Below are 19468 nucleotides of genomic sequence, written 5' to 3' on the forward strand. Positions count from 1 at the left end.
TCATTCATCAGACAGACTGTCCGGAAACCGGAAATTGCAAATACCCGGCTACCAGCGCCTGCATCTCGGTTGAAAATGCTGTCTCGGTCAATCTTTGCGGAGACAGCATCAGCGTTTGATATAACAATCCATACACGACAGCATGCAAAACTGCGGGATTTTTATCCTGCATCTGCGCCGTATCAGCGCAAGCATGTAAGGCCTGCGTCCAGATATCGGCAATATACCGGTACAACTGCGCATAAGCATCACGTTCCGACAGCTGACGTTCCAGAAAAATCAGCGCTGACCACTCCTCTGCCCTTTCAGCGTGCAAAGCAATCAGCCGCTCAATCAGAGACGGAATCAGCCGGGCAGCAGGTTCGCCGCGCAAGCCATCCAGCCATCCCAGCATCTGCTGCCCGACGCCTTTGAAGCGGCCGTGAATGCAATGTGCCGCAATCGATTTTTTGCCGGGGAAATATTCATACAACGTCCCCAAACCGACACCGGCAACCAGCGCAATATCGCGCATGGTCAGCCGGGCATAACCTTTTTCAAGCAAAAGCCGAACAAAAGCATCCAGAATTGCTCCCTGCGTCAGCCTGGAACGTTGCTGCACCGGCTTACGCCTTGATTTCAAAGGGTCTGTCGAAGCATTCATCAGATACAGGACAAAAAATCAAATACGAACATACTGCAGCAGGATGCCCGTTACACTGACATTCCAAGGCACATCACCCGCGCAGCGCAAATACAGAACAAATACACCGCACACATTCCAGACAGGAGACAGGTATGCAATGGCAAACGCACGAAATCAGCAATCAGGTTCCCGAACTGCAGCACTACAACCTGTTTCTCAGCGATACGCTCCTGCAGGACGGTTTGCAGCATTATAAAGCCGACTGGCACACAGCCTCGCTGGAACAGTTTGGCGCAGAACTGGGTATGCCGGAAACATTGCTGCTGGGCGAACAGGCTAACCGCTATCTGCCAGAGCTGCGCACCCACGACAGAACCGGGAAACGTATTGACGTTGTCGACTTTCATCCCAGCTGGCATCAGTTACTGGGAATGCTGCGCAGTCAGGGTCTGCAGGCATTGCCCTGGTCTCACCCGCGTGCAGGCGCTCAGGTGGCAAGGGCGGCTGGCTATTACATGCAGGCTCAGATCGAGTCCGGCTCGCTCTGCCCGACCACCATGACCTTTGCCGCCATACCGGTGCTGCAAAAAGAACCTGCGCTATTCGCTCAGCTCTGGGAAAAACTGTACGCCACACGGCATGATCCGCGGGATCTGCCGATTCCGGACAAATACGCCATCATGATCGGAATGGGTATGACGGAGAAACAGGGCGGCTCAGATGTCAGGACCAATACGACGCTGGCCCGCCCCTGTGGCGCATCAGGCCGCGGTGAAGCCTATTTGCTGACCGGACATAAATGGTTTTTTTCCGCCCCCATGTGCGATGCACATCTGGTCCTGGCACGCACCGAAGCGGGATTGTCGTGCTTTTTCGTTCCCCGCTGGAAACCTGATGGCACTAAAAACACTATCCTGATTCAGCGCCTGAAAGACAAGCTCGGAAATCAGTCCAACTCCAGCAGTGAAGTCGAATTTCAGGATGCGTATGGCATCATGATCGGCACCGAGGGGCGCGGCATCCCGACCATTATCGAAATGGCGAACCTGACCCGGCTCGACTGTGTGATCGGCAGCGCCGCGCTGATGCGCCAGGCACTCATACAGGCCATCCACCATGCGCGACACCGCAGCGCGTTTGGGCGGCTGCTGGCGGAACAACCGCTGATGGCGTACACACTGGCTGATTTGGCTCTGGAGAGTGAGGCGGCAGGCTGGCTGATGCTGCAACTGGCGTCTGTCGCGGACGGCGAAGAATCCCCCCTGCACCAGGCATGGCGGCGCATTATGACACCCGCTGCCAAATTCTGGGTATGCAAACGCGCCATTGAATTCACCGGCGAATGCATGGAAGTCATGGGAGGCAACGGCTATGTCGAAACCGCCATCATGGCGAGACTCTACCGGGAAGCGCCGGTCAACTCTATCTGGGAAGGTTCAGGGAATGTGATGTGCCTGGATGTCCTGCGGGCGATAGATCGCGATCCGGAAGGCGCGCAACTGTTATTGGCAGATTTTGCGACCTGTGGCCATGCCGCCGTCAGGCAACTGGTTCTGGAATTGCAGGTTGAACTCCTGACACCGCCAGAAACCCGTGAGTTGCAGGCGCGCCGGCTGGTTCAGAAACTGGTGCTGGCCGCACAGTCTGCCTTACTTATCCGGCACGCGCCACAGGATTTCGCCGAAACCTTTATCAGCAGCCGCCTGAATACAGACAGCGGGCGCATATATGGCAGCACCATCATCAATGATATGAACACATGTCAGAAAATTCTGAACAGAGCATTTCCAGCATGAGGTCAATCCTGGCATTCTGAACAAACGGCGGCAGATGATGACTCCTGCCGCCGTTTTACTGTGGTTGTGGCGGGGTTAATGCTGCTTTTCCTGTAAAGACCGGACTTTGTGCTCCAGTTCCGCCAGAAACTTGTCCCGGCGACGCAATTCATCGCGCAAAGCACCGATTTCCCGGTTAAGCAGACGAATATCCGCATGCAGCTCCCGCTCGAATATTTTTTCCTCTTCCCCCACAAACAGCGCGGCAATGTTCGCCGTCACAATCGAAAACATCGCATAACCCAGCAGCACGATAAACACCGCAAAGATTTTGGATGATGGGGTGGATGGCACGATATCGCCATATCCGACCGTCGCCACCGTGGTAAACGCCAGCCAGACGCCATCGGCATAATTTTTCACGTTCGGCTCAAGCCAGTAAAATCCCGCACCGGCAGAACTCAGCATCAGCAAAGCCAGTGTAATGATCTGCACCAGATGACCGGGTTTCATATGCTGCAACACCAGCATGGCAAGACGCAGCAAAATCGCAGCACACAAACCCAGCCGCAATAACCACTCGACCGGACTCCAGACCACAGAGAACTGGATAGCACTGATCAGACAACCCAGTGTGATACCCATATCCAGCAGCATCTTTCCGCTGCGCCGTTGCGGCTGGCGACGGTTGCCTTTCCATTTCCAGTAAGTATCCAGCGCAATCAGGCCTGCAGCAACGAGATATAGGGTATGCCCGATCTGGACCAGATGCTGATTATCCGTTGCCAGCAAAAGATAAAATGCCGGTATCGATAACAACAGGCCAGCAAACAGCACCGGACGGGAAAACCAGGCCAGGAACCGTTGCGTAATGGGATAGAGACTTTGATTCATAAGGATTCGATTGTATTCGGATTCAGTCTGCGCATGTCCGCGTATACCGGCTGGCGAAAGTAAAACTTTACCTGTTCGCCTGAAATATCAAAAATCGGTATTTTATTTTTACAGATAAAAAAACCTGCCACTATCCGGCAGGTTCATAGGGGGCATAAAGAAATTCCATCTTATTTATAGGCACCGCACCCGACGAAATAATTGTCCAGCTTCTCTATGTAAGTGGATTTGGTTTCCAGGACTTTGGTGACAGGATTCGGCCATTGATATTCAATCCACCCCTTGCCTTTACTATTTGCCATCGCAATCATTTCCTTAACCACGAATTTATCACCGACCTTCAGATCAATCAGATTTTTACCGTTCATCTTAGGATTATTGCCGTGACTGAGGTTAACGCCATTCATGTCATATGCAAATAAATATAAATCACGGTCATGAAAATCTTTATTAGACATATTTGTAAATTCGGCGAAAGCCTTTTCCTTGCCAACTTCTTTAATATAAGCGATCCCTTTTTTTACCATCGCCTGCGCCTGCTCAGTTGTTCCACGATCTTCAGCAGCCATGGCGGGTGCTGCCAGGCCTGCACATAAACCGAAAATAAGTACGATTCTGCGGGTCAGTTTCATTTCAGTCTCCTCAGTCAGTATTTAAATTATTATCCGCAATAAACGGTGAATGTTTTTGCGCACAAACAGCTTAACGCAAAATTATTCAAAGACAAGGAGAACGGTGCAGTGGCGTGGCTTTTGATTCTGTTATCGCACAATAAGCGGCATCAGCGGCACGGGTGACGTGAGTATGGAAGATGAACAAACGGGAAGGAGAGAGAAGTTGGCGAGCCTGGTCTGCGGCACTTGCGGGAAATGACTGTGGCTGCTTCGTTCCCGACCTGACCAGATTGGCCATGCCGCAATGCGCAGGGGCCCGCCAGCGCGTAGTATAACGCATCCTGCACAATTCCGCTCACAATTCTGGCCAAATACGGATGAGACAAGGAAGAACTGCCCGTGCCGGCACATACCGGCACACCAGACTGCCGGCCAATCTTCCCCTTGCACATGATCCGGACACCCCCTCCTATCCGGCACCAATGGAAACATGGCAACCGGTCTGGAGGAGATAATCAATCTACAATCCCAATTCCTGCCAGATCTGATCGACCTTCTGACGCACCTCTGCCGTCATTTGTATCGTTGTTCCCCACTCACGGCTGGTTTCACCAGGCCATTTATTGGTCGCATCAATGCCCATTTTGCTGCCAAGACCACTGACCGGGGAGGCGAAGTCCAGATAGTCAATCGGCGTGTTATCCACCAGCGTGGTATCTCTTAGTGGATCAACCCGGGTAGTGATTGCCCAGATCACTTCCTTCCAGTCGCGGATATTCACATCTTCATCGACCACCACGATGAATTTGGTATACATGAACTGGCGCAGAAAACTCCAGACACCAAACATGACGCGCTTCGCATGTCCGGCATAGGATTTCTTCATCTGGACGACTGCCATGCGATAACTGCAGCCCTCAGGCGGCAAATAAAAATCCGTGATTTCACTGAACTGTTTTTGCAGCAAAGGAATAAATACTTCATTCAGCGCAACGCCCAGCACAGCAGGCTCATCCGGCGGTTTGCCGGTGTAGGTCGAGTGATAAATCGGATCACGCCGCATCGTCATTCTGTCTATCGTGAACACCGGAAACCAGTCCTGCTCATTGTAATAACCGGTATGGTCGCCATAAGGCCCCTCCAGCGCATGTTCATAGCCACTGGGATGGGATTCGTCAGGGTAGATATGCCCTTCCAGCACAATCTCTGCCGAGGCCGGCACACGCAGTTCACTGCCGAGCGCTTTCACCAGTTCAGTACGGCTGCCCCTGAGTAAACCTGCAAACTGATATTCCGACAGGCTGTCAGGTACCGGTGTCACCGCCCCCAGTATCGTCGCCGGATCAGCTCCCAGCGCAACCGCGACCGGGTAAGGCTGACCTTTATTGACAATCCCGTGCTCACGGAAATCAAGCGCCCCGCCCCGGTGCGCCAGCCAGCGCATGATGACTTTGTTCCGGGCCAGTACCTGCTGGCGGTAAATCCCCAGATTCTGACGCTTCTTGTTAGGTCCTTTCGTAATGACCAGTCCCCAGGTGATCAATGGCGCAACGTCACCCGGCCAGCAATGCTGAATCGGCAATCGGGCCAAATCCACGTCATTCCCTTCCCAGACGATTTCCTGACATTTCGCGCCACGGACTTCTTTCGGCGCCATATCCCAGACGGCTTTTACCAGGGAGCCCATGCCCAGAATATCTTTCAGCCCTTTCGGCGGCTCAGGCTCTTTTAACGCAGACAATACATGGCCAATCTGCCTCAGCTCGCTGACATCGGAAGCCCCCATTCCCAGAGCGACGCGACGCGGCGTGCCAAACAGATTCCCTAACACTGGTATCTGGTGTCCCGACGGCTTATTGAATAACAAAGCTGGTCCCGCAGCGCGCAAAGTCCGGTCACAGATTTCGGTCATCTCCAAATGCGGGGAAACTTCGATATCAATCTGCTTTAATTCGCCATTTTGTTTCAATTGAGAAATAAAATCTCTCAAATCAGAATATTTCATCATTTTTCGCTTTTTTGAATGTCTGAACTAGTTGGTCCAGCTTGTTATTCTAAGTGCTTGATTTTATTGTTTTTTGCTGCATTGCAGCAGATTTTATTATACCAATAAGTTATAGAAATTAATTTTGATAGTATTGACTCGATATAAAACCGCCCCTACAATTCGCCCAACTTGATGAAGAGGTAAAGACTTCCGCAACTTTCAACACCCAGAAGGTTTCGCCATATCGGTAACATCATTCACGGGGATCGGGCCCCATATAACATTGTAAGGATTGTTTTCAAAAGGCGTCTGCCTTCACCCGAAAAAAGTTGTTTATCACTGGATACTCCAGTAGCGGTTCAACGAACCGGATGATAAACAGCTCCGGCGTCTTCTGATCGCAACTTGCGGGGAAGACGATGTTTCTGATTCGTGGAAGTTCATGTGCGACAGGTTCGAAGCTGAGCCGGAAGCGCCACGAAGATTCAGGAGGTAACATGTTTCAACGTTTTATATTAGCAGTACAACAAAGCAGCTTGACTGCCGAACAAAAGCGCCAGGCATTGAATGCCGTCGCGCGTGATACAACCAGTGGTTTTCTGAGCGCAATGCGTAAGCTGCTCATGCTTTCCGGCGCTGCTGCCATGATTTTTCTGGGATTAATGTTCATCAAACCAGAACTGGCTGACAAATTCAAGGATTTATCTCCCTTTGCAGAAGCAGAGGAAGTCGCATCCGAAGCAACTCCGGCACCTGACCTTGCCGCACTGATGCAGACACCTTCAAAAAATACGTCTGACAAGCCCAATGTTGCGGAAGATGATGCAAAAATGCTGGGCAACCAGCGACAGCAGCAATGGGTGACCAACTGGCTGTCAAAGCGCTACCGCGTTGCCACCGACGCGACCAATATGCTGGTATCTGCAGCCTATCTGACAGCAAAGGAAATCAAACTTGATCCCCTGCTGATCTTGTCGGTCATGGCGATTGAATCAGGTCTGAATCCTTTTGCCGAAAGCCCGGTTGGCGCTCAGGGGCTGATGCAGGTCATGTCGAAGGTGCATCAGGAAAAATTTGAGGAAATGGGCGGTGTCAAGGCTGCGCTGAATCCGGTTGCCAATATCAAGGTCGGGGCACTGATTCTGAAAGATTACGTTTCCCGCACAGGCTCAGTGGAAGCCGGTTTGAAAATGTATGTCGGCGCCAGCGCCTTTGAAAACGACTCAGGCTATGGCAGCCGTGTGCTGACCGAATACAAGCGCCTGAAAGACGTTTCGGCGGGTAAAAATGTACCGACCACATTCTCAGCAGCCCCGGCACCTGTTGCCCGTCCTGCAGAATCAACACCTGCCGGGAAAACAGATCCGGTTGAAGCCAAGGCGAAAACCAGCGTTCCAAAGGATCAGGTCGCCGCGTTATAAAATCGGCATGATTCAGCACATCAAAAGAAAAGCCACCTGACGGTGGCTTTTCTTTTTCAGCAATCATGTTGCCGGACTCATCAATAAGAGTATGCCTAATCTTCCCGTTTTAGCCCTGACCATGCAAAAACTGCTTTAAGCGTGCCACGGCCTCCTGCAGATTTTCCAGTGAATTTGCATACGACAGGCGCACGTAGCTCTGCGCGGTTGCCGGACCAAAATCTTGCCCGGGAACAATCACGACCCCCGCTTCGTTCAAAACCTGCTTGGCAAAGGCATCAGCATCTTTTGTCAGATGCGAACAATCGGCATACACATAAAATGCACCATCCGGCGTTACCGGAATATTGAACCCCAGTTCACGCAAGGCAGGAACAATGTAATCACGCCGGCGCTGGAATTCTGCCTTCCGCGCCTCGTAAATTGTCAGTGTTTCCGGCGCAAAGCAGGCCAGGGCCGCATGCTGGGCAATGGCGGAAGCGCAGATGAACAGATTTTGCGCCAATTTTTCAACGGCAGGTACGATGCGCTCCGGTACAACCAGCCAGCCGAGCCGCCAGCCCGTCATATTGAAATATTTACTGAAGCTGTTAATCACGACGACATCGTCATCGAGCGACAATGCCGTCAATGGCTTCCCGTCATAAGTCAGCCCCTGGTAAATTTCATCGACAATCGTAAAGCCCTGCCGTTCGCGCACGCTGGCAATAATTTTTGCCAGTTCTGACTGCGCAATCGACGTGCCGGTCGGATTGGACGGGGAAGCCAGCAACACGCCACCGGTATGCTCTCCCCAATGTTCGCGCACCATGTCATCGGATAGCTGGAAACGGTGCTCCGGTCCGCTGGCGATGAGTTTCGGCTTCCCCTCAAATGCAGCGACAAAATGGCGATTGCATGGGTAACATGGGTCAGGCATCAGCACCTCTTTTCCCACATCCACCAACGTAGCACATGCCAGCAATAATGCTGCGGAAGCACCCGCCGTTACAATGATGCGGGAAGCCGGAACAGTCACGCCAAACTGTTGCGCATAATGATCGGAAATCGCCGCACGCAATGCCGGCAAACCGAGCGCCGAGGTATATTGCAAGCGCCCATCGGTCAGCGCTTTGGCGGCCGCCTCCAGCACCGGAGGCGGCGCGGTAAAATCCGGTTCGCCAATACCCATATGGATCAGATGGCGTCCGTCAGCCTCCAGATCTGCCGCCATTTTCATGAGCTCCATGACATGAAAAGGTGCAATATGATTCAATCTTGCCGCGAGGTGTTGTTCCATGCTGATAGTCCGAAAAAAACCGCCTGATTTCTGACAAGAAAAAAGGCGGTCTGGTGATGAATACCTGATTAAAGGATGCGTACCCGCTGCTATACCTGCTTTGCAGCAACCTCAGCCGGGCGCAGTCTGGCAGCCAGCTTATCCAGAACGCCATTCACATATTTGTGCCCGTCGAGACCGCCGAAAGATTTTGCCAGCTCGACAGCCTCGTTGATCACAACCCGATAAGGGATTTCAATATGATTTTTCAACTCGTAGGCGCCAATCAGCAATACAGCATGCTCAATCGGGGACAGCTCCGCAATACCACGATCAATCAGGGGGGCGAAATCTTCGCGCAAAGCGACAGAATGATTGATTGCACCGTGCAGCAAGGCATCGAAGTGCTCGCGATCAGCCTTATCGAATCCGTGAGCTTCGCGGATATGAGCATCGATCACGCCAGAATCTTCATTATTCAGCAGCCATTCATACAGTCCCTGCAATGCAAACTCACGGGCGCGATGGCGCGGTGAGCGGTTCTTGCTGGGATTCGCATGTTGGGTTTTATTGTTCATATTATTCTCTTACTATCTTACCGGACCTGACAAAGTCAGGATTCATACATTCTGTTAACACTGTGCAAATACGGATCGCCTGCCAGACCAATCAGGCATCGTAATCAATGTCTTCCGTCGCTTCTGCCAGCTCTTCCAGCGCCAGCGCCAGATTTGCCATTTCGACGGCGACACGGGCCGCATCAGCGCCTTTTTCCTGCATACGGACTTCCGCCTGCTCATCGTTCTCAGTCGTCAGAATCCCATTGGCGATAGGAATACCGGAATCGAGGCCAACACGTGTGATACCGGCACCGGATTCATTCGAGACCAGCTCAAAATGATATGTTTCACCACGGATAACGGCGCCCAGCGCAATCAGCGCATCGAACTGATTGGTGGCGGCCATCTTTTGCAGCGCCAGCGGTACTTCCAGCGCACCAGGCACGGTAACATGCAAAATGTCCTCATTCATGACCCCGAGGCGGGCCAGTTCTGCTAGGCAGGAACTCAGCAAGCCGTTGCCTACGGTTGCATTAAAGCGGGCCTGAACGATACCGACCCGTACTCCGGCGCCATCCAGATTGGATTCATAGTGTCCTACTGTCATGATGTTCTCTCTTGCGCTCTGCGCTTTGTGTCACTGACTCACTGACGCATGGAACCAGTGACTGATTGGCCAGCGTCTGCTCAATATGGCTTAGGACTGTACAGATTCTGCACAGGGTTTGGCCAGATATCCTGTTACTTCAAGGTTAAAACCTGCCATCGACGGCATTTTACGTGGGTTCGCCAGCAATTTCATTTTACCGACCCCGACATCTTTCAGAATCTGCGCACCAATACCGTAATTGCGCAGATCCATCCGGGCAGCGCGTCCTTGCGGACGGGTTTCCGGCGTATTCAGCGCCTTGAACTGATCAAACATCTGCTCGGCAGTTTCCTCGCAATTCAACAAAACGATGACACCTGCTTCTGCCGCCTGTACTGCCTGCATCGCAGCGGCAATATTCCAGGAATGTGTTGTCGCCTTGCTTTCGAGCAGGTCAAGAATCGATACCGGCTGATGCACCCGCACCAGCACTTCCTGATCGGCAGCTGGCTGACCATGAACCAGTGCCAGATGGGCGGAGCCGCTGGGTTTATCGCGATACACCACAGCCTTGAAACTGCCGTGCACGGTTTCCATTTCACGCTCGGCAACGCGGTCCACGATGCTTTCGGTCTGACTGCGATAATGAATCAGGTCAGCGATGGTGCCGATCTTGATCTGGTGCTCCTTCGCAAACTCCATCAGGTCGGGCAGGCGCGCCATGGTGCCATCATCCTTCATGATTTCACAGATCACCGATGCCGGAGTCAGCCCCGCCATTTCGGTCAGGTCGCAACCTGCTTCGGTGTGCCCGGCACGCATCAGCACGCCGCCTTTTTGCGCCTTCAGCGGAAAAATATGGCCGGGCTGAACAATGTCGCTGGCAGTAGTATGTTTGCCAACCGCGACCTGCACTGTACGTGCACGGTCGGCGGCGGAAATACCCGTCGTGACGCCTTCGGCAGCTTCAATCGAGACGGTGAAATTTGTTCCGAACGAGGTGCCGTTGCGGCTGGTCATCATTGCCAGATTCAGAAGTTCGCAGCGCTCTTCGGTCAGTGTCAGGCAAATCAGGCCGCGGCCATACTTGGCCATAAAATTAATTGCTTCCGGAGTAACAAATTCCGCAGCCATCACCAGATCGCCTTCGTTTTCACGATCTTCTTCATCAACCAGAATCACCATCCGGCCCGCGCGCAGTTCGGCGACAATTTCGAGGGTAGTTGCAATGCTCATAGGGGAAAATCCTGAAGTGGTCTGCTCCGGCATTCGGCGGGGCACCAGCTGCTTTTGAAAGAATTCGTTATTTTAAAGGATTTCGCCGCACTCTTCCTGTGCTTTCTGCTGATTAGACGGTTTTTCCTTCAATACGAAAGCGGCCGCGGGCAATTTCGATCACCTTGCCACCCACCCGGATCTGCTGATCAGCACCGATTTCCAGGTATAAACAACTGGGACGGTGCATCTGCTCACCTTGCCAGACCCGCAACCGGGCCGGTACGCAACGCTGTTGCGCCAGCCACCAGCCGCCCAGATTGGCGCAGGCGGAACCAGTGGCAGGATCTTCCCCGACGCCACCATCAGGACGGGCAAAAAAGTAACGCGCCGTTACCTGCCCGGCAAGCTGATCCTCTGTTTCAGGTGCAAACACATAGACAGTACGACGCCCCAGACTGCTGACCGGCCAGTTCCTGAGTAATGCCGCATCCAGTCTGGCGCGCCGGACAGCATCGACAGACTGCACGGCGACCAGCAACTGGTCGGAACCAGTATTCACCCACAACGGCTGCGCCAGCAGATCGGCAGAAGTCAATCCCAGCATACGCGCAATCTCTGTGGCCGGAACCGGGCAATCACGGACGATTGGCTGCTGCGGTGCGGTCAGGCTCCAGATACCATCCTGATATGACAGCGGCACGGTGCCAGCCTTGCACTCCAGCGTCAGGCTCGCCACACCCGCATTCAGCTCGCTGACGACTTGCCCGGCCCCCAGGCTGGGATGTCCGGCAAACGCCATCTCCGTGCCGGGAGTAAATATCCGGATTCTGGCGCTGGCGATGGATGAAGGCAAAATAAACACCGTCTCTGACAAGTTCTGCTGCAAGGCCAGCGCCTGCATTTCCGCGTCCGACAAACCTCGTCCATCTTCGATCACGCACAGGGGATTGCCACCAAAAGTCGATTCCGCAAACACATTCAGTATCCGGTAAGCATATTCACGCATGACGATCCAATCCGGCCTCCAGCCGTCGCAATTAACAGAAATTCAGGGGAGTATATCGATAATTAGCCTGATCGTCTTGGAAAAATAAGGCTCTTTAAATATACTCCCCCTGAGTATATTGACTTACCATTTCTCCGGATAATCGCGGCGCAGAAGTTGCGCTGGCGGTATCGTGGGTGTTTCGCAGCCCCCCCCCCCCCCCCGAAGTGCAATGATGTGATATAACTTATCTGCCTTCCGGTATTTTCAGGCGCCAGGCAAAATCATCCTGAACAAGCGGAACGCCGCCAGCAGCACAAGCCACAGGATAAGGCGCAGCAACAACGCCAGAATAGTTTTGCGCTAATTCTTTTTACACCCGAGCCATTATTGCCATGCTAGAACTCCGCCCTTGCTGCGAACACTGCGCTGCCGCCCTGCCCGCCAACTCAACCGAAGCACGCATCTGCAGCTTTGAATGCACCTTTTGTGCCGCATGTGTTGATGAACTGCTGCAAAATGTCTGTCCGAACTGTGGCGGTGGTTTTTCACCCCGTCCGGTTCGTCCTGCGCATCATGGAAAAAACGGTAATGATACCCGGCACTATCCGCCATCATCGGTGCGCAAACACCGGCCGGTTGACCTGACCGCACACCGGGAATTAATGGAAAAATTACGCCATCTGACTCCCGAAAACCGCTGAACCCGATCCGCTGCCGCACATGACCGCTTGCTATCCCGCTTTTCCGATTTCAGACTGCCCTCCATGTCAAACACACTGAGTCCGCGCCATTTACTGACTGCCCTGATCGTTGTAAGTTTGTGGGGAATGAACTTTGTCGTCATCAAAATCGGGCTGCGCGGCATTCCACCATTTCTGATGGGAGCACTGCGCTTCATATTGGTCGCATTTCCAGCAATCCTGTTTTTGCCACGCCCCAAAGTCCCGGCCAGACTGTTGATTGCCTACGCACTGACCATCAGTCTGGGTCAGTTTGCTTTTTTGTTTTCAGCAATGGCGGTCGGTATGCCGGCCGGTCTTTCTTCTCTGGTGTTGCAGGCGCAGGCTTTTTTTACCGTCGGCATCTCGGCTCTGGTTTTTGGCGACAAACTGCGGGCAAGCAATCTTGCCGGCATGGTGATTGCCAGTATCGGTCTGATCCTGCTTGGCAGCGCCAGCATTGCCAGCTCGGCCGGACAAGTCACACTGGCAGGCTTCATGCTCACGATTTGCGCAGCACTTTCCTGGGCCTGCGGCAATGTCATCAATAAGAAAATCGGACCAACTGCCGTGCTCAGCCTGGTGTCATGGAGCGCACTGGTGCCGATCGTGCCGTTTATCCTATTGTCGCTCTGGTTTGAAGGCAGCACGCTGATTTTGTCCAGCCTGCGCAACATGAGTCTGCCGTCAGCATTGACAATCGTCTATCTGGCACTGGCCGCTACGCTGATTGGCTACACTTTGTGGGGACGTCTGCTCTCAAGTCTGCCGACACATCTGGTGGCACCGCTGACGCTGATGGTGCCGGTTATCGGACTGACTGCAGCCTGGGTATTGCTGGGGGAGGCGCTGAAACCATTGCAGATTACCGGGGCCGCCATTGTCATGGGCGGATTGCTGGTCAATGTGTTCGGAACCCGGTTTTGGTCGGCGCTGCGGCAGCGTTTTAACTGATGCGGCAAACGGTACAATAAAAACCACCGTAAAACCACCGCTTGCGACGCATCCGCCGGATTCCAATGAAAGCTGCACCACAACGTGCAGCCTGCTGCTTTTTATAGCCCGGTATTGCTGGCGATATAAGCCTTCATCTGCTCGACATTTGCCGGCATCACGACGAAGCGCTGCGGCAGTGTCTCGATGTTTTCAAAACCTGCAGGGCGTTGCGCATCCCGCCCCAGCGCTTCGCGGATGGTTTCATTGAATTTGGCGGGCAACGCGGTTTCCAGTACGATCATTGGCACACCAGGCTCCAGATGCTCCAGCGCAACCTTAATACCATCGGCGGTATGGGTATCAATCGTAATGCCATATTTCTGCTCTGCATAACGGATGGTTTGCAGGCGGTTGGCATGCACCGATTTACCTGATTCAAAACCGAAACGTGCAACCTTCGCAAACTCATCGCCATCGCTGCCCGGCTTGCCAGACAAATCAAAGCCACCTTCGGTTTCCACTTTGCGGAACAGCGCGGCCACGCGCACGCTGTCACCATCCAGCAAATCAAATATGAAACGTTCGAAATTCGACGCTTTGGAAATATCCATCGATGGGCTGGTTGTATGCCAGGTTTCAGCCGACTTGCGAACACGGTACACACCCGTGCGGAAAAACTCGTCCAGCACATCATTTTCATTGGTGGCCACGACCAGCTTATGAATCGGCACCCCCATCATGCGGGCGATATGCCCGGCGCATATATTGCCGAAATTTCCGGAGGGAACAGTGAATGACACCTTCTGGCCGTTACTGGTGGTCGCACTCAGATAGCCGCGGATGTAGTACACCACCTGCGCCACGACGCGCGCCCAGTTAATCGAATTGACAGTACCAATTTTCTGGCGTTGCTTAAATTCCAGATCATTGGATACTGCCTTCACCATGTCCTGGCAATCATCAAATACGCCTTCCACCGCGATATTAAAAATATTCGGGTCTTGCAGACTGAACATCTGGGCAGTCTGGAATGCGCTCATTTTACGGTGTGGCGACAACATGAAGACACGGATGCCTTTTTTGCCGCGCATCGCATATTCGGCGGCGCTGCCAGTATCGCCGGAAGTCGCGCCGAAAATATTCAGCTCGGCATGCTGCTTTGCCAGTGTGTATTCAAACAGATTACCCAGCAACTGCATTGCCATGTCTTTAAATGCCAGTGTCGGGCCATTCGACAGCGCCTGCAATATTAGCTTACCGCCATGATCGTCCTGCAATACCCGCAATGGCGTAATCTGCGCTGGATCTTCATCTTTTCTGGCATTGCAATAGACGTCTGCGGTGTAAGTACGTTCGACGATCGATTTCAGATCAGCCTCAGGAATATCCGTCGCAAATTTTTTCAGCACTTCAAATGCCAGTTGCGCATACGACAGGCCACGCCAGGTATTGAGCTCATCCGCACTGATCTGAGGATAACTGACCGGCAGGTAAAGACCACCGTCCGGCGCCAGCCCTCCCAGCAGGATTTCAGAGAAATTTTGTGATGCGGTATGCCCGCGTGTTGAAGCGTATTGCATAGAATGACAAAAATACGTTGAGATGTTGGACGAAAATTTCTCCCATTATATCGCCCTTAACCTCTCAGACCCACGCAAATTTGGCGACAGTGCCTTCAGTTCGCATTTCATTCGGTCAAAATTCGTTCCGGATGGGTGTAAACCACAAAGCCGGTTTCCCTGGCAAAACCAATCAGGCAGACACCCGCCTGTGCCGCGCTGTCGATCGCCAGCGAAGTCGGCGCAGAGACTGTGGCCAGCAAACCGATACCGGCGCGCGCTGTTTTCTGCACCAGCTCAAAACTGGCACGGCTGCTCATGAGAACGAATCCGCCCGCTTCGTTACGGATTACAGAAAGCGTACTCAGTGCGCCAATGAGCTTATCAAGCGCATTATGCCGCCCCACGTCCTCCCGCAGCAGCACGATTTCACCATCCGGATTGACCCACGCAGCCGCATGCATCGCACCGGTCTGCGCATTCAAGGGTTGCCGTTCTGTCAGCTGCTGCAAAGCTCGCGCCAAAGCAGTAGGATAAAGACGAATCGCACCAGAAACCGGCGGTAACTGCAACTCCAGCGCACGCAGACTCTGCACACCGCACAAGCCACAACCCGTGGTGCCGGCCAGGCTGCGACGCCTTTCCTTGAGGCGCATAAAACAGGCAGACGCTATCTGAATCCGCAATTCAATTCCCTGGCTGCCTGGCTGGCGCACCATCTCCACATCGTAAATTTGCGCCGGGTGGTCTACGATTTTTTCAGCCATACTGAAACCGCGTGCAAAATCCATCAGATCAGCCGGGGTTGCCATCATCACAGCATGGGAAATACCGTTGTAGACCAGCGCAACCGGCAGCTCTGCCGCCACCGTGTCTGTTACTTGCGATACCGATAAGCCATCAGGCAGATGGCGAACAACATCGGCCAGAACCACGGCATCCTGCTGTCGCACCGTTTCCGTGATGCGCTCAGATTCCGGAGCTATACGTTGCGGATACAAAGGCTTTATTTTTTCCATGCACTGCCCCTGCATGCCGCGCGACCTGCAGCTGTGAGACTGATCAGCAGACGTTCCCCCACCTGCTCAGACTGTACCCAGCCCGGACCTGTCTGCCCTGCGATCTCGCAGCTTCCCAGACTGGCCAGCACACGCAGCAGACTGCTTTGCCTGACCTGCAACCGTTTACACAGCCACGCCGCCGAGACTGGCGCAGTTTGCCCGATCAGTTCAGACAGCATTCTGTCTGCCAGCTGCATGCCAGAATTTGCTACAGGCTGCGCTAATGCTTCAGCGTCCATGCCACTATCCATCATGTGTCTTGCCCTGCATCCTGATGCGGGAAAATAATGACCGGGATGGATTTTGAAGTCGGCGTGTCCGCATGATCAGCCACACTGGATAAAGGTACCAGCCCGTTTGTTTCCGGAAAATATGCGGCCAGACAGCCGCGCGGAATCTGATAAGCCACCAGCATAAACCTGCATGCCTTCCGCTCCACACCATCATCGCTCAGACTTTGCAGATCAACCCAGTCGCCAGCCTGCATGGACAGCATCGCAATATCATCGGCATGCATGAACAGGACGCGGCGCTCGCCAAAGACACCGCGGTAACGATCATTCAATCCATAGATGGTCGTATTGTACTGATCGTGAGAACGGATCGTCGCCAGATTAAATACTGGCGCCGCATTTTGCTGTCGTGCACGGTGTATCGGCAAATCAGCCGGGATCGCATGGGCAAAAAAATTCGCCTTACCGCTCGCAGTCTGCCATTCCCGCTCTGCAGCAGTATTTCTGAGACGAAAACCACCGGGAATTTTGACGCGCTGGTTAAAATCAGAAAAATCCTCAAACACGGCTGCAATCTTGTCGCGGATGCGGTCGTAATCGGCCACCAGTCCCAGCCAGTCGGTCTGACTGCGCTGCTGCAATGTCGCCTGAGCAAGGCGTGCAACGATCATCGGCTCCGACAACAATTCCGGTGATGCCGGCGGATTAATCCCGGAAGACAGATGCACCATGCTCATGGAGTCTTCTACCGTGACGGCTTGCGGTCCGGTGGCCTGTACATCAATCTCGGTTCGCCCCAGACAAGGCAGAATCAGCGCCTCGCGACCGCAGATCAGATGACTGCGATTGAGCTTGGTTGCCACATGCACCGTCAGACCGCAATTCTGCAAGGCGCGATGCGTCAATGCCGTATCCGGGGTGGCGGTTGCAAAATTCCCGCCCATGGCAAAAAACACCTTACCCGGCATATCCAGCATGGCGCGAATCGCGTCGACCGTACCCAGCCCGGGCTGTTGAGGTGGTTTGAACTGGAATACCCGCCCCAGGCGCTGCAGAAATGCCGGCGACGGCTTCTCGTTAATGCCCATGGTACGGTCGCCCTGCACATTACTGTGCCCGCGTACCGGACACGGCCCGGCACCGGGGCGGCCGATATGCCCCCTCAGCAAGAGCAGATTCAGGATCATCTGTATCGTGGCAACCGACTGCTTATGCTGTGTTATACCCATACCCCAGCAGGCAATCACATTCTTTGCCTGCAGATAAGTCTGCGCCACGCGTCCTAACTGTAATCGCTGCAAGCCGGATTCCTGTTCAATACGCTCCCACGGCTCATTCAGCACATCGGCAGAAAACGCTTCAAAATTCGCCGTATGCTCACGGATAAACGATACATCAATCAACCGTTCCCGCCCTGCCTGCTGTGCCAGCAGATCACTCTCCAGCACATATTTGATGATGCCCTTAACAGCGGCCAGATCACCGCCGATCTTCAGTTGCAGATAGTCTGATGAAATTTCCGTAGCAGCACCGCTCAGCATTTCCCGCATATCCTGCGGATTCTGGAATTTTTCCAGACCGCGTTCACGCAGCGGATTAAAGGAAACAATCGCTGCACCGCGTTTTGCAGCAGCCCTTAATTCACCCAGCATACGCGGATGATTGGTACCGGGATTTTGTCCAAAAATGAGAATCGCATCTGCCTCCTGAAAATCGGAAAGCTGCACTGTGCCCTTACCCACTCCGATCGCTGCCTTCATTGCCACACCGGATGGCTCATGGCACATATTCGAGCAGTCAGGGAAGTTATTGGTACCGAATTCCCGCACAAAAAGCTGGTACAGAAACGCCGCCTCGTTGCTGGTGCGGCCAGAGGTATAAAAAATCGCGTCATCCGGCGTCACCAGTGCATTCAGATGCAGCGCAATCAGCTGAAATACCAGCTCCCAGGAAACCGGCAGATAGCGGTCGCTTGCCCTGTCATATTGCATGGGATGCGTCAGACGTCCCTGTGCCTCCAGCCAGTGATCGCTTTGTCGCAGCAGCTCGCTGACGGTGTATTTCGAAAACAAGTCCGGCGTTGCGCGACTGGCAGTCGATTCGGCCGCGACGGCTTTGGCGCCGTTTTCACAAAACTCAAATGTGGAAGTATGATCCGCGTCCGGCCAGGCGCAACCTGGACAATCAAATCCATCCGGTTGATTGGCGGACAACAGGGTGCGCGCACCTTTCAAAGGATTTCCCTGTTCCAGAATCTGTTGCGCCACGCTTTTCAGAGCACCCCATCCGCCGGCAGGTTGCCTGTACAGCTGTATTGTTTTTTTACTCATCCACTACCCTGTCTGGATTCTCTCTGCTGGATTAATCTGTCAACGGTGAATCACCACCAGCAATGCCTTTGCTTCGGTTTTTCCGGTATTGCGGATAGCGTGATTCTTGTCTGCATCGTAACGCGCCGTAGCGCCGGTTTTGACTTTTTTACGTATGCCGTCCACTTCCACCTCGATACTGCCCTGCAGTGCAGTCAAATGTTCCGATGCGCCGGGATCATGCGAGTTAGACACCAGCGCCCCGCCCGGAGCCAGTGTCAGCTCATACCATTCATACTTGCCCGCCAGTTCCATCGGCCCCAGTATCCGCAAAACATACCCAGCATGCTCTCCCGGCAAAGTCGGTGTTTCATGCGCTTCCAATATCCGGATGGCATCCTGCACTGGCGCTTCAGATGACAACAGCTCTGCCATGGTCACTCCCAGCGCATTCGCCAGCCGCCAGGCCACCGCAATGGTCGGATTCGCTTTCTCCCGCTCAATCTGAGACAGCATGGATTTAGAAACTCCGGCAGTTCTCGATAAATCTTCTAAAGTGAGACCACGCTCCAGACGCATTTTTTGCAGCGTCGCCCCGACTTCGGGCGGTGTATTGGATAGAGCTTTTTTCATAAAACTATTGCGCCATCAAAAAAGTATGATTAATATTCGATATATCGAACTTAAGTTCTAAATATTGAATTATCTCAATATGAAAAAAC

General features: G+C 53.4%; 18 protein-coding genes and 1 other RNA gene. 4 read left to right on the forward strand and 15 right to left on the reverse strand.

All coding sequences use genetic code 11. The features are described 5' to 3' along the window. Positions 1–7: 7 nt before the first annotated feature. A complete protein-coding gene (locus tag H8K27_RS13020; protein ID WP_186863611.1) occupies positions 8–643 on the reverse strand; it encodes a TetR/AcrR family transcriptional regulator in 636 nt (211 codons plus the stop codon). 134 nt (positions 644–777) lie between these two features. Here H8K27_RS13020 and H8K27_RS13025 point away from each other — a divergent pair, with 134 nt between their 5' ends. Then, entirely contained in the window at positions 778–2421 is a 1644-nt protein-coding gene (locus tag H8K27_RS13025; RefSeq protein ID WP_186863612.1) for an isovaleryl-CoA dehydrogenase, read from the forward strand. A gap of 75 nt (positions 2422–2496) precedes the next feature. Here H8K27_RS13025 and H8K27_RS13030 read toward each other — a convergent pair whose 3' ends face one another. From H8K27_RS13030 to ubiD, 4 genes are all read right to left on the reverse strand, one after another. Continuing rightward, positions 2497–3294 carry a potassium channel family protein gene (locus H8K27_RS13030; protein ID WP_186863613.1) on the reverse strand — a complete coding sequence of 266 codons (798 nt, stop codon included), beginning with the start codon at positions 3292–3294 and terminating at the stop codon, positions 2497–2499. A gap of 170 nt (positions 3295–3464) precedes the next feature. Further along, positions 3465–3926, reverse strand: a complete 462-nt coding sequence (locus H8K27_RS13035; RefSeq protein WP_186863614.1) for a cache domain-containing protein — start codon at positions 3924–3926, stop codon at positions 3465–3467. A 204-nt stretch (positions 3927–4130) separates the two neighbouring features. Continuing rightward, positions 4131–4229, reverse strand: an RNA gene (gene ffs, locus H8K27_RS13040) — signal recognition particle sRNA small type. Positions 4230–4428: 199 nt separating this feature from the next. Then, the gene (gene ubiD, locus H8K27_RS13045; protein ID WP_186863783.1) at positions 4429–5913 is read right to left on the reverse strand and encodes a 4-hydroxy-3-polyprenylbenzoate decarboxylase; all 1485 of its coding nucleotides are present in this window, start codon (positions 5911–5913) and stop codon (positions 4429–4431) included. Positions 5914–6392: 479 nt separating this feature from the next. On the opposite strand from ubiD, the gene H8K27_RS13050 reads away from it, so the two are divergent. Next, positions 6393–7316: a transglycosylase SLT domain-containing protein gene (locus H8K27_RS13050; protein ID WP_408058452.1), complete on the forward strand. Its 924-nt coding sequence runs from the start codon at positions 6393–6395 to the stop codon at positions 7314–7316. A gap of 109 nt (positions 7317–7425) precedes the next feature. Here H8K27_RS13050 and H8K27_RS13055 read toward each other — a convergent pair whose 3' ends face one another. From H8K27_RS13055 to H8K27_RS13075, 5 genes are all read right to left on the reverse strand, one after another. Further along, positions 7426–8595 (reverse strand): pyridoxal phosphate-dependent aminotransferase, encoded by a 1170-nt coding sequence (locus H8K27_RS13055; RefSeq protein ID WP_222610677.1) that lies wholly within the window; start codon positions 8593–8595, stop codon positions 7426–7428. Positions 8596–8684: 89 nt separating this feature from the next. Next, entirely contained in the window at positions 8685–9152 is a 468-nt protein-coding gene (gene nusB, locus H8K27_RS13060) for a transcription antitermination factor NusB (RefSeq protein ID WP_186863616.1), read from the reverse strand. Between the two features lie 91 nt (positions 9153–9243). Beyond that, positions 9244–9741, reverse strand: coding sequence for a 6,7-dimethyl-8-ribityllumazine synthase (gene ribH / locus H8K27_RS13065; protein WP_186863617.1), 498 nt, complete (start codon positions 9739–9741; stop codon positions 9244–9246). A 90-nt stretch (positions 9742–9831) separates the two neighbouring features. Continuing rightward, positions 9832–10959, reverse strand: a complete 1128-nt coding sequence (gene ribBA / locus H8K27_RS13070; RefSeq protein WP_186863618.1) for a bifunctional 3,4-dihydroxy-2-butanone-4-phosphate synthase/GTP cyclohydrolase II — start codon at positions 10957–10959, stop codon at positions 9832–9834. Between the two features lie 112 nt (positions 10960–11071). Next, a complete protein-coding gene (locus tag H8K27_RS13075; protein ID WP_186863619.1) occupies positions 11072–11947 on the reverse strand; it encodes a PhzF family phenazine biosynthesis protein in 876 nt (291 codons plus the stop codon). Between the two features lie 374 nt (positions 11948–12321). On the opposite strand from H8K27_RS13075, the gene H8K27_RS13080 reads away from it, so the two are divergent. Continuing rightward, on the forward strand, positions 12322–12630 hold the full coding sequence (locus H8K27_RS13080; protein ID WP_186863620.1) for a DUF1272 domain-containing protein: 309 nt from the start codon (positions 12322–12324) through the stop codon (positions 12628–12630). Between the two features lie 75 nt (positions 12631–12705). After that, positions 12706–13602 carry an EamA family transporter gene (locus H8K27_RS13085; RefSeq protein ID WP_186863785.1) on the forward strand — a complete coding sequence of 299 codons (897 nt, stop codon included), beginning with the start codon at positions 12706–12708 and terminating at the stop codon, positions 13600–13602. A gap of 101 nt (positions 13603–13703) precedes the next feature. On the opposite strand, the gene thrC is transcribed toward H8K27_RS13085, so the two are convergent. From thrC to H8K27_RS13110, 5 genes are all read right to left on the reverse strand, one after another. Continuing rightward, positions 13704–15164 carry a threonine synthase gene (gene thrC, locus H8K27_RS13090; protein WP_186863621.1) on the reverse strand — a complete coding sequence of 487 codons (1461 nt, stop codon included), beginning with the start codon at positions 15162–15164 and terminating at the stop codon, positions 13704–13706. A gap of 107 nt (positions 15165–15271) precedes the next feature. After that, positions 15272–16162 carry a formate dehydrogenase accessory sulfurtransferase FdhD gene (gene fdhD, locus H8K27_RS13095; protein WP_186863622.1) on the reverse strand — a complete coding sequence of 297 codons (891 nt, stop codon included), beginning with the start codon at positions 16160–16162 and terminating at the stop codon, positions 15272–15274. Beyond that, positions 16150–16443: a hypothetical protein gene (locus tag H8K27_RS13100; protein WP_186863623.1), complete on the reverse strand. Its 294-nt coding sequence runs from the start codon at positions 16441–16443 to the stop codon at positions 16150–16152. The genes fdhD and H8K27_RS13100 overlap by 13 nt, the downstream gene beginning before the upstream one ends. Before the next feature lie 11 nt (positions 16444–16454). Then, the gene (locus H8K27_RS13105; protein WP_186863624.1) at positions 16455–18767 is read right to left on the reverse strand and encodes an FdhF/YdeP family oxidoreductase; all 2313 of its coding nucleotides are present in this window, start codon (positions 18765–18767) and stop codon (positions 16455–16457) included. Positions 18768–18806: 39 nt separating this feature from the next. Then, complete coding sequence (locus H8K27_RS13110; RefSeq protein ID WP_186863625.1) at positions 18807–19379, reverse strand: helix-turn-helix domain-containing protein; 573 nt, start codon at positions 19377–19379, stop codon at positions 18807–18809. Positions 19380–19468: the final 89 nt, after the last annotated feature.

Source organism: Cognatundibacterium griseum, assembly GCF_014284195.1.
Classification (GTDB): domain Bacteria; phylum Pseudomonadota; class Gammaproteobacteria; order Burkholderiales; family Burkholderiaceae_D; genus Undibacterium; species Undibacterium griseum.

Bases quoted from the DNA above. Each gene is read 5' to 3' on its own strand.
- H8K27_RS13020 (WP_186863611.1), bottom strand. From the start codon at position 643: ATGAATGCTTCGACAGACCCTTTGAAATCAAGGCGTAAGCCGGTGCAG.
- H8K27_RS13025 (WP_186863612.1), top strand. From the start codon at position 778: ATGCAATGGCAAACGCACGAAATCAGCAATCAGGTTCCCGAACTGCAG.
- H8K27_RS13030 (WP_186863613.1), bottom strand. From the start codon at position 3,294: ATGAATCAAAGTCTCTATCCCATTACGCAACGGTTCCTGGCCTGGTTT.
- H8K27_RS13035 (WP_186863614.1), bottom strand. From the start codon at position 3,926: ATGAAACTGACCCGCAGAATCGTACTTATTTTCGGTTTATGTGCAGGC.
- ubiD (WP_186863783.1), bottom strand. From the start codon at position 5,913: ATGAAATATTCTGATTTGAGAGATTTTATTTCTCAATTGAAACAAAAT.
- H8K27_RS13050 (WP_408058452.1), top strand. From the start codon at position 6,393: ATGTTTCAACGTTTTATATTAGCAGTACAACAAAGCAGCTTGACTGCC.
- H8K27_RS13055 (WP_222610677.1), bottom strand. From the start codon at position 8,595: ATGGAACAACACCTCGCGGCAAGATTGAATCATATTGCACCTTTTCAT.
- nusB (WP_186863616.1), bottom strand. From the start codon at position 9,152: ATGAACAATAAAACCCAACATGCGAATCCCAGCAAGAACCGCTCACCG.
- ribH (WP_186863617.1), bottom strand. From the start codon at position 9,741: ATGACAGTAGGACACTATGAATCCAATCTGGATGGCGCCGGAGTACGG.
- ribBA (WP_186863618.1), bottom strand. From the start codon at position 10,959: ATGAGCATTGCAACTACCCTCGAAATTGTCGCCGAACTGCGCGCGGGC.
- H8K27_RS13075 (WP_186863619.1), bottom strand. From the start codon at position 11,947: ATGCGTGAATATGCTTACCGGATACTGAATGTGTTTGCGGAATCGACT.
- H8K27_RS13080 (WP_186863620.1), top strand. From the start codon at position 12,322: ATGCTAGAACTCCGCCCTTGCTGCGAACACTGCGCTGCCGCCCTGCCC.
- thrC (WP_186863621.1), bottom strand. From the start codon at position 15,164: ATGCAATACGCTTCAACACGCGGGCATACCGCATCACAAAATTTCTCT.
- fdhD (WP_186863622.1), bottom strand. From the start codon at position 16,162: ATGGAAAAAATAAAGCCTTTGTATCCGCAACGTATAGCTCCGGAATCT.
- H8K27_RS13100 (WP_186863623.1), bottom strand. From the start codon at position 16,443: ATGGACGCTGAAGCATTAGCGCAGCCTGTAGCAAATTCTGGCATGCAG.
- H8K27_RS13105 (WP_186863624.1), bottom strand. From the start codon at position 18,767: ATGAGTAAAAAAACAATACAGCTGTACAGGCAACCTGCCGGCGGATGG.
- H8K27_RS13110 (WP_186863625.1), bottom strand. From the start codon at position 19,379: ATGAAAAAAGCTCTATCCAATACACCGCCCGAAGTCGGGGCGACGCTG.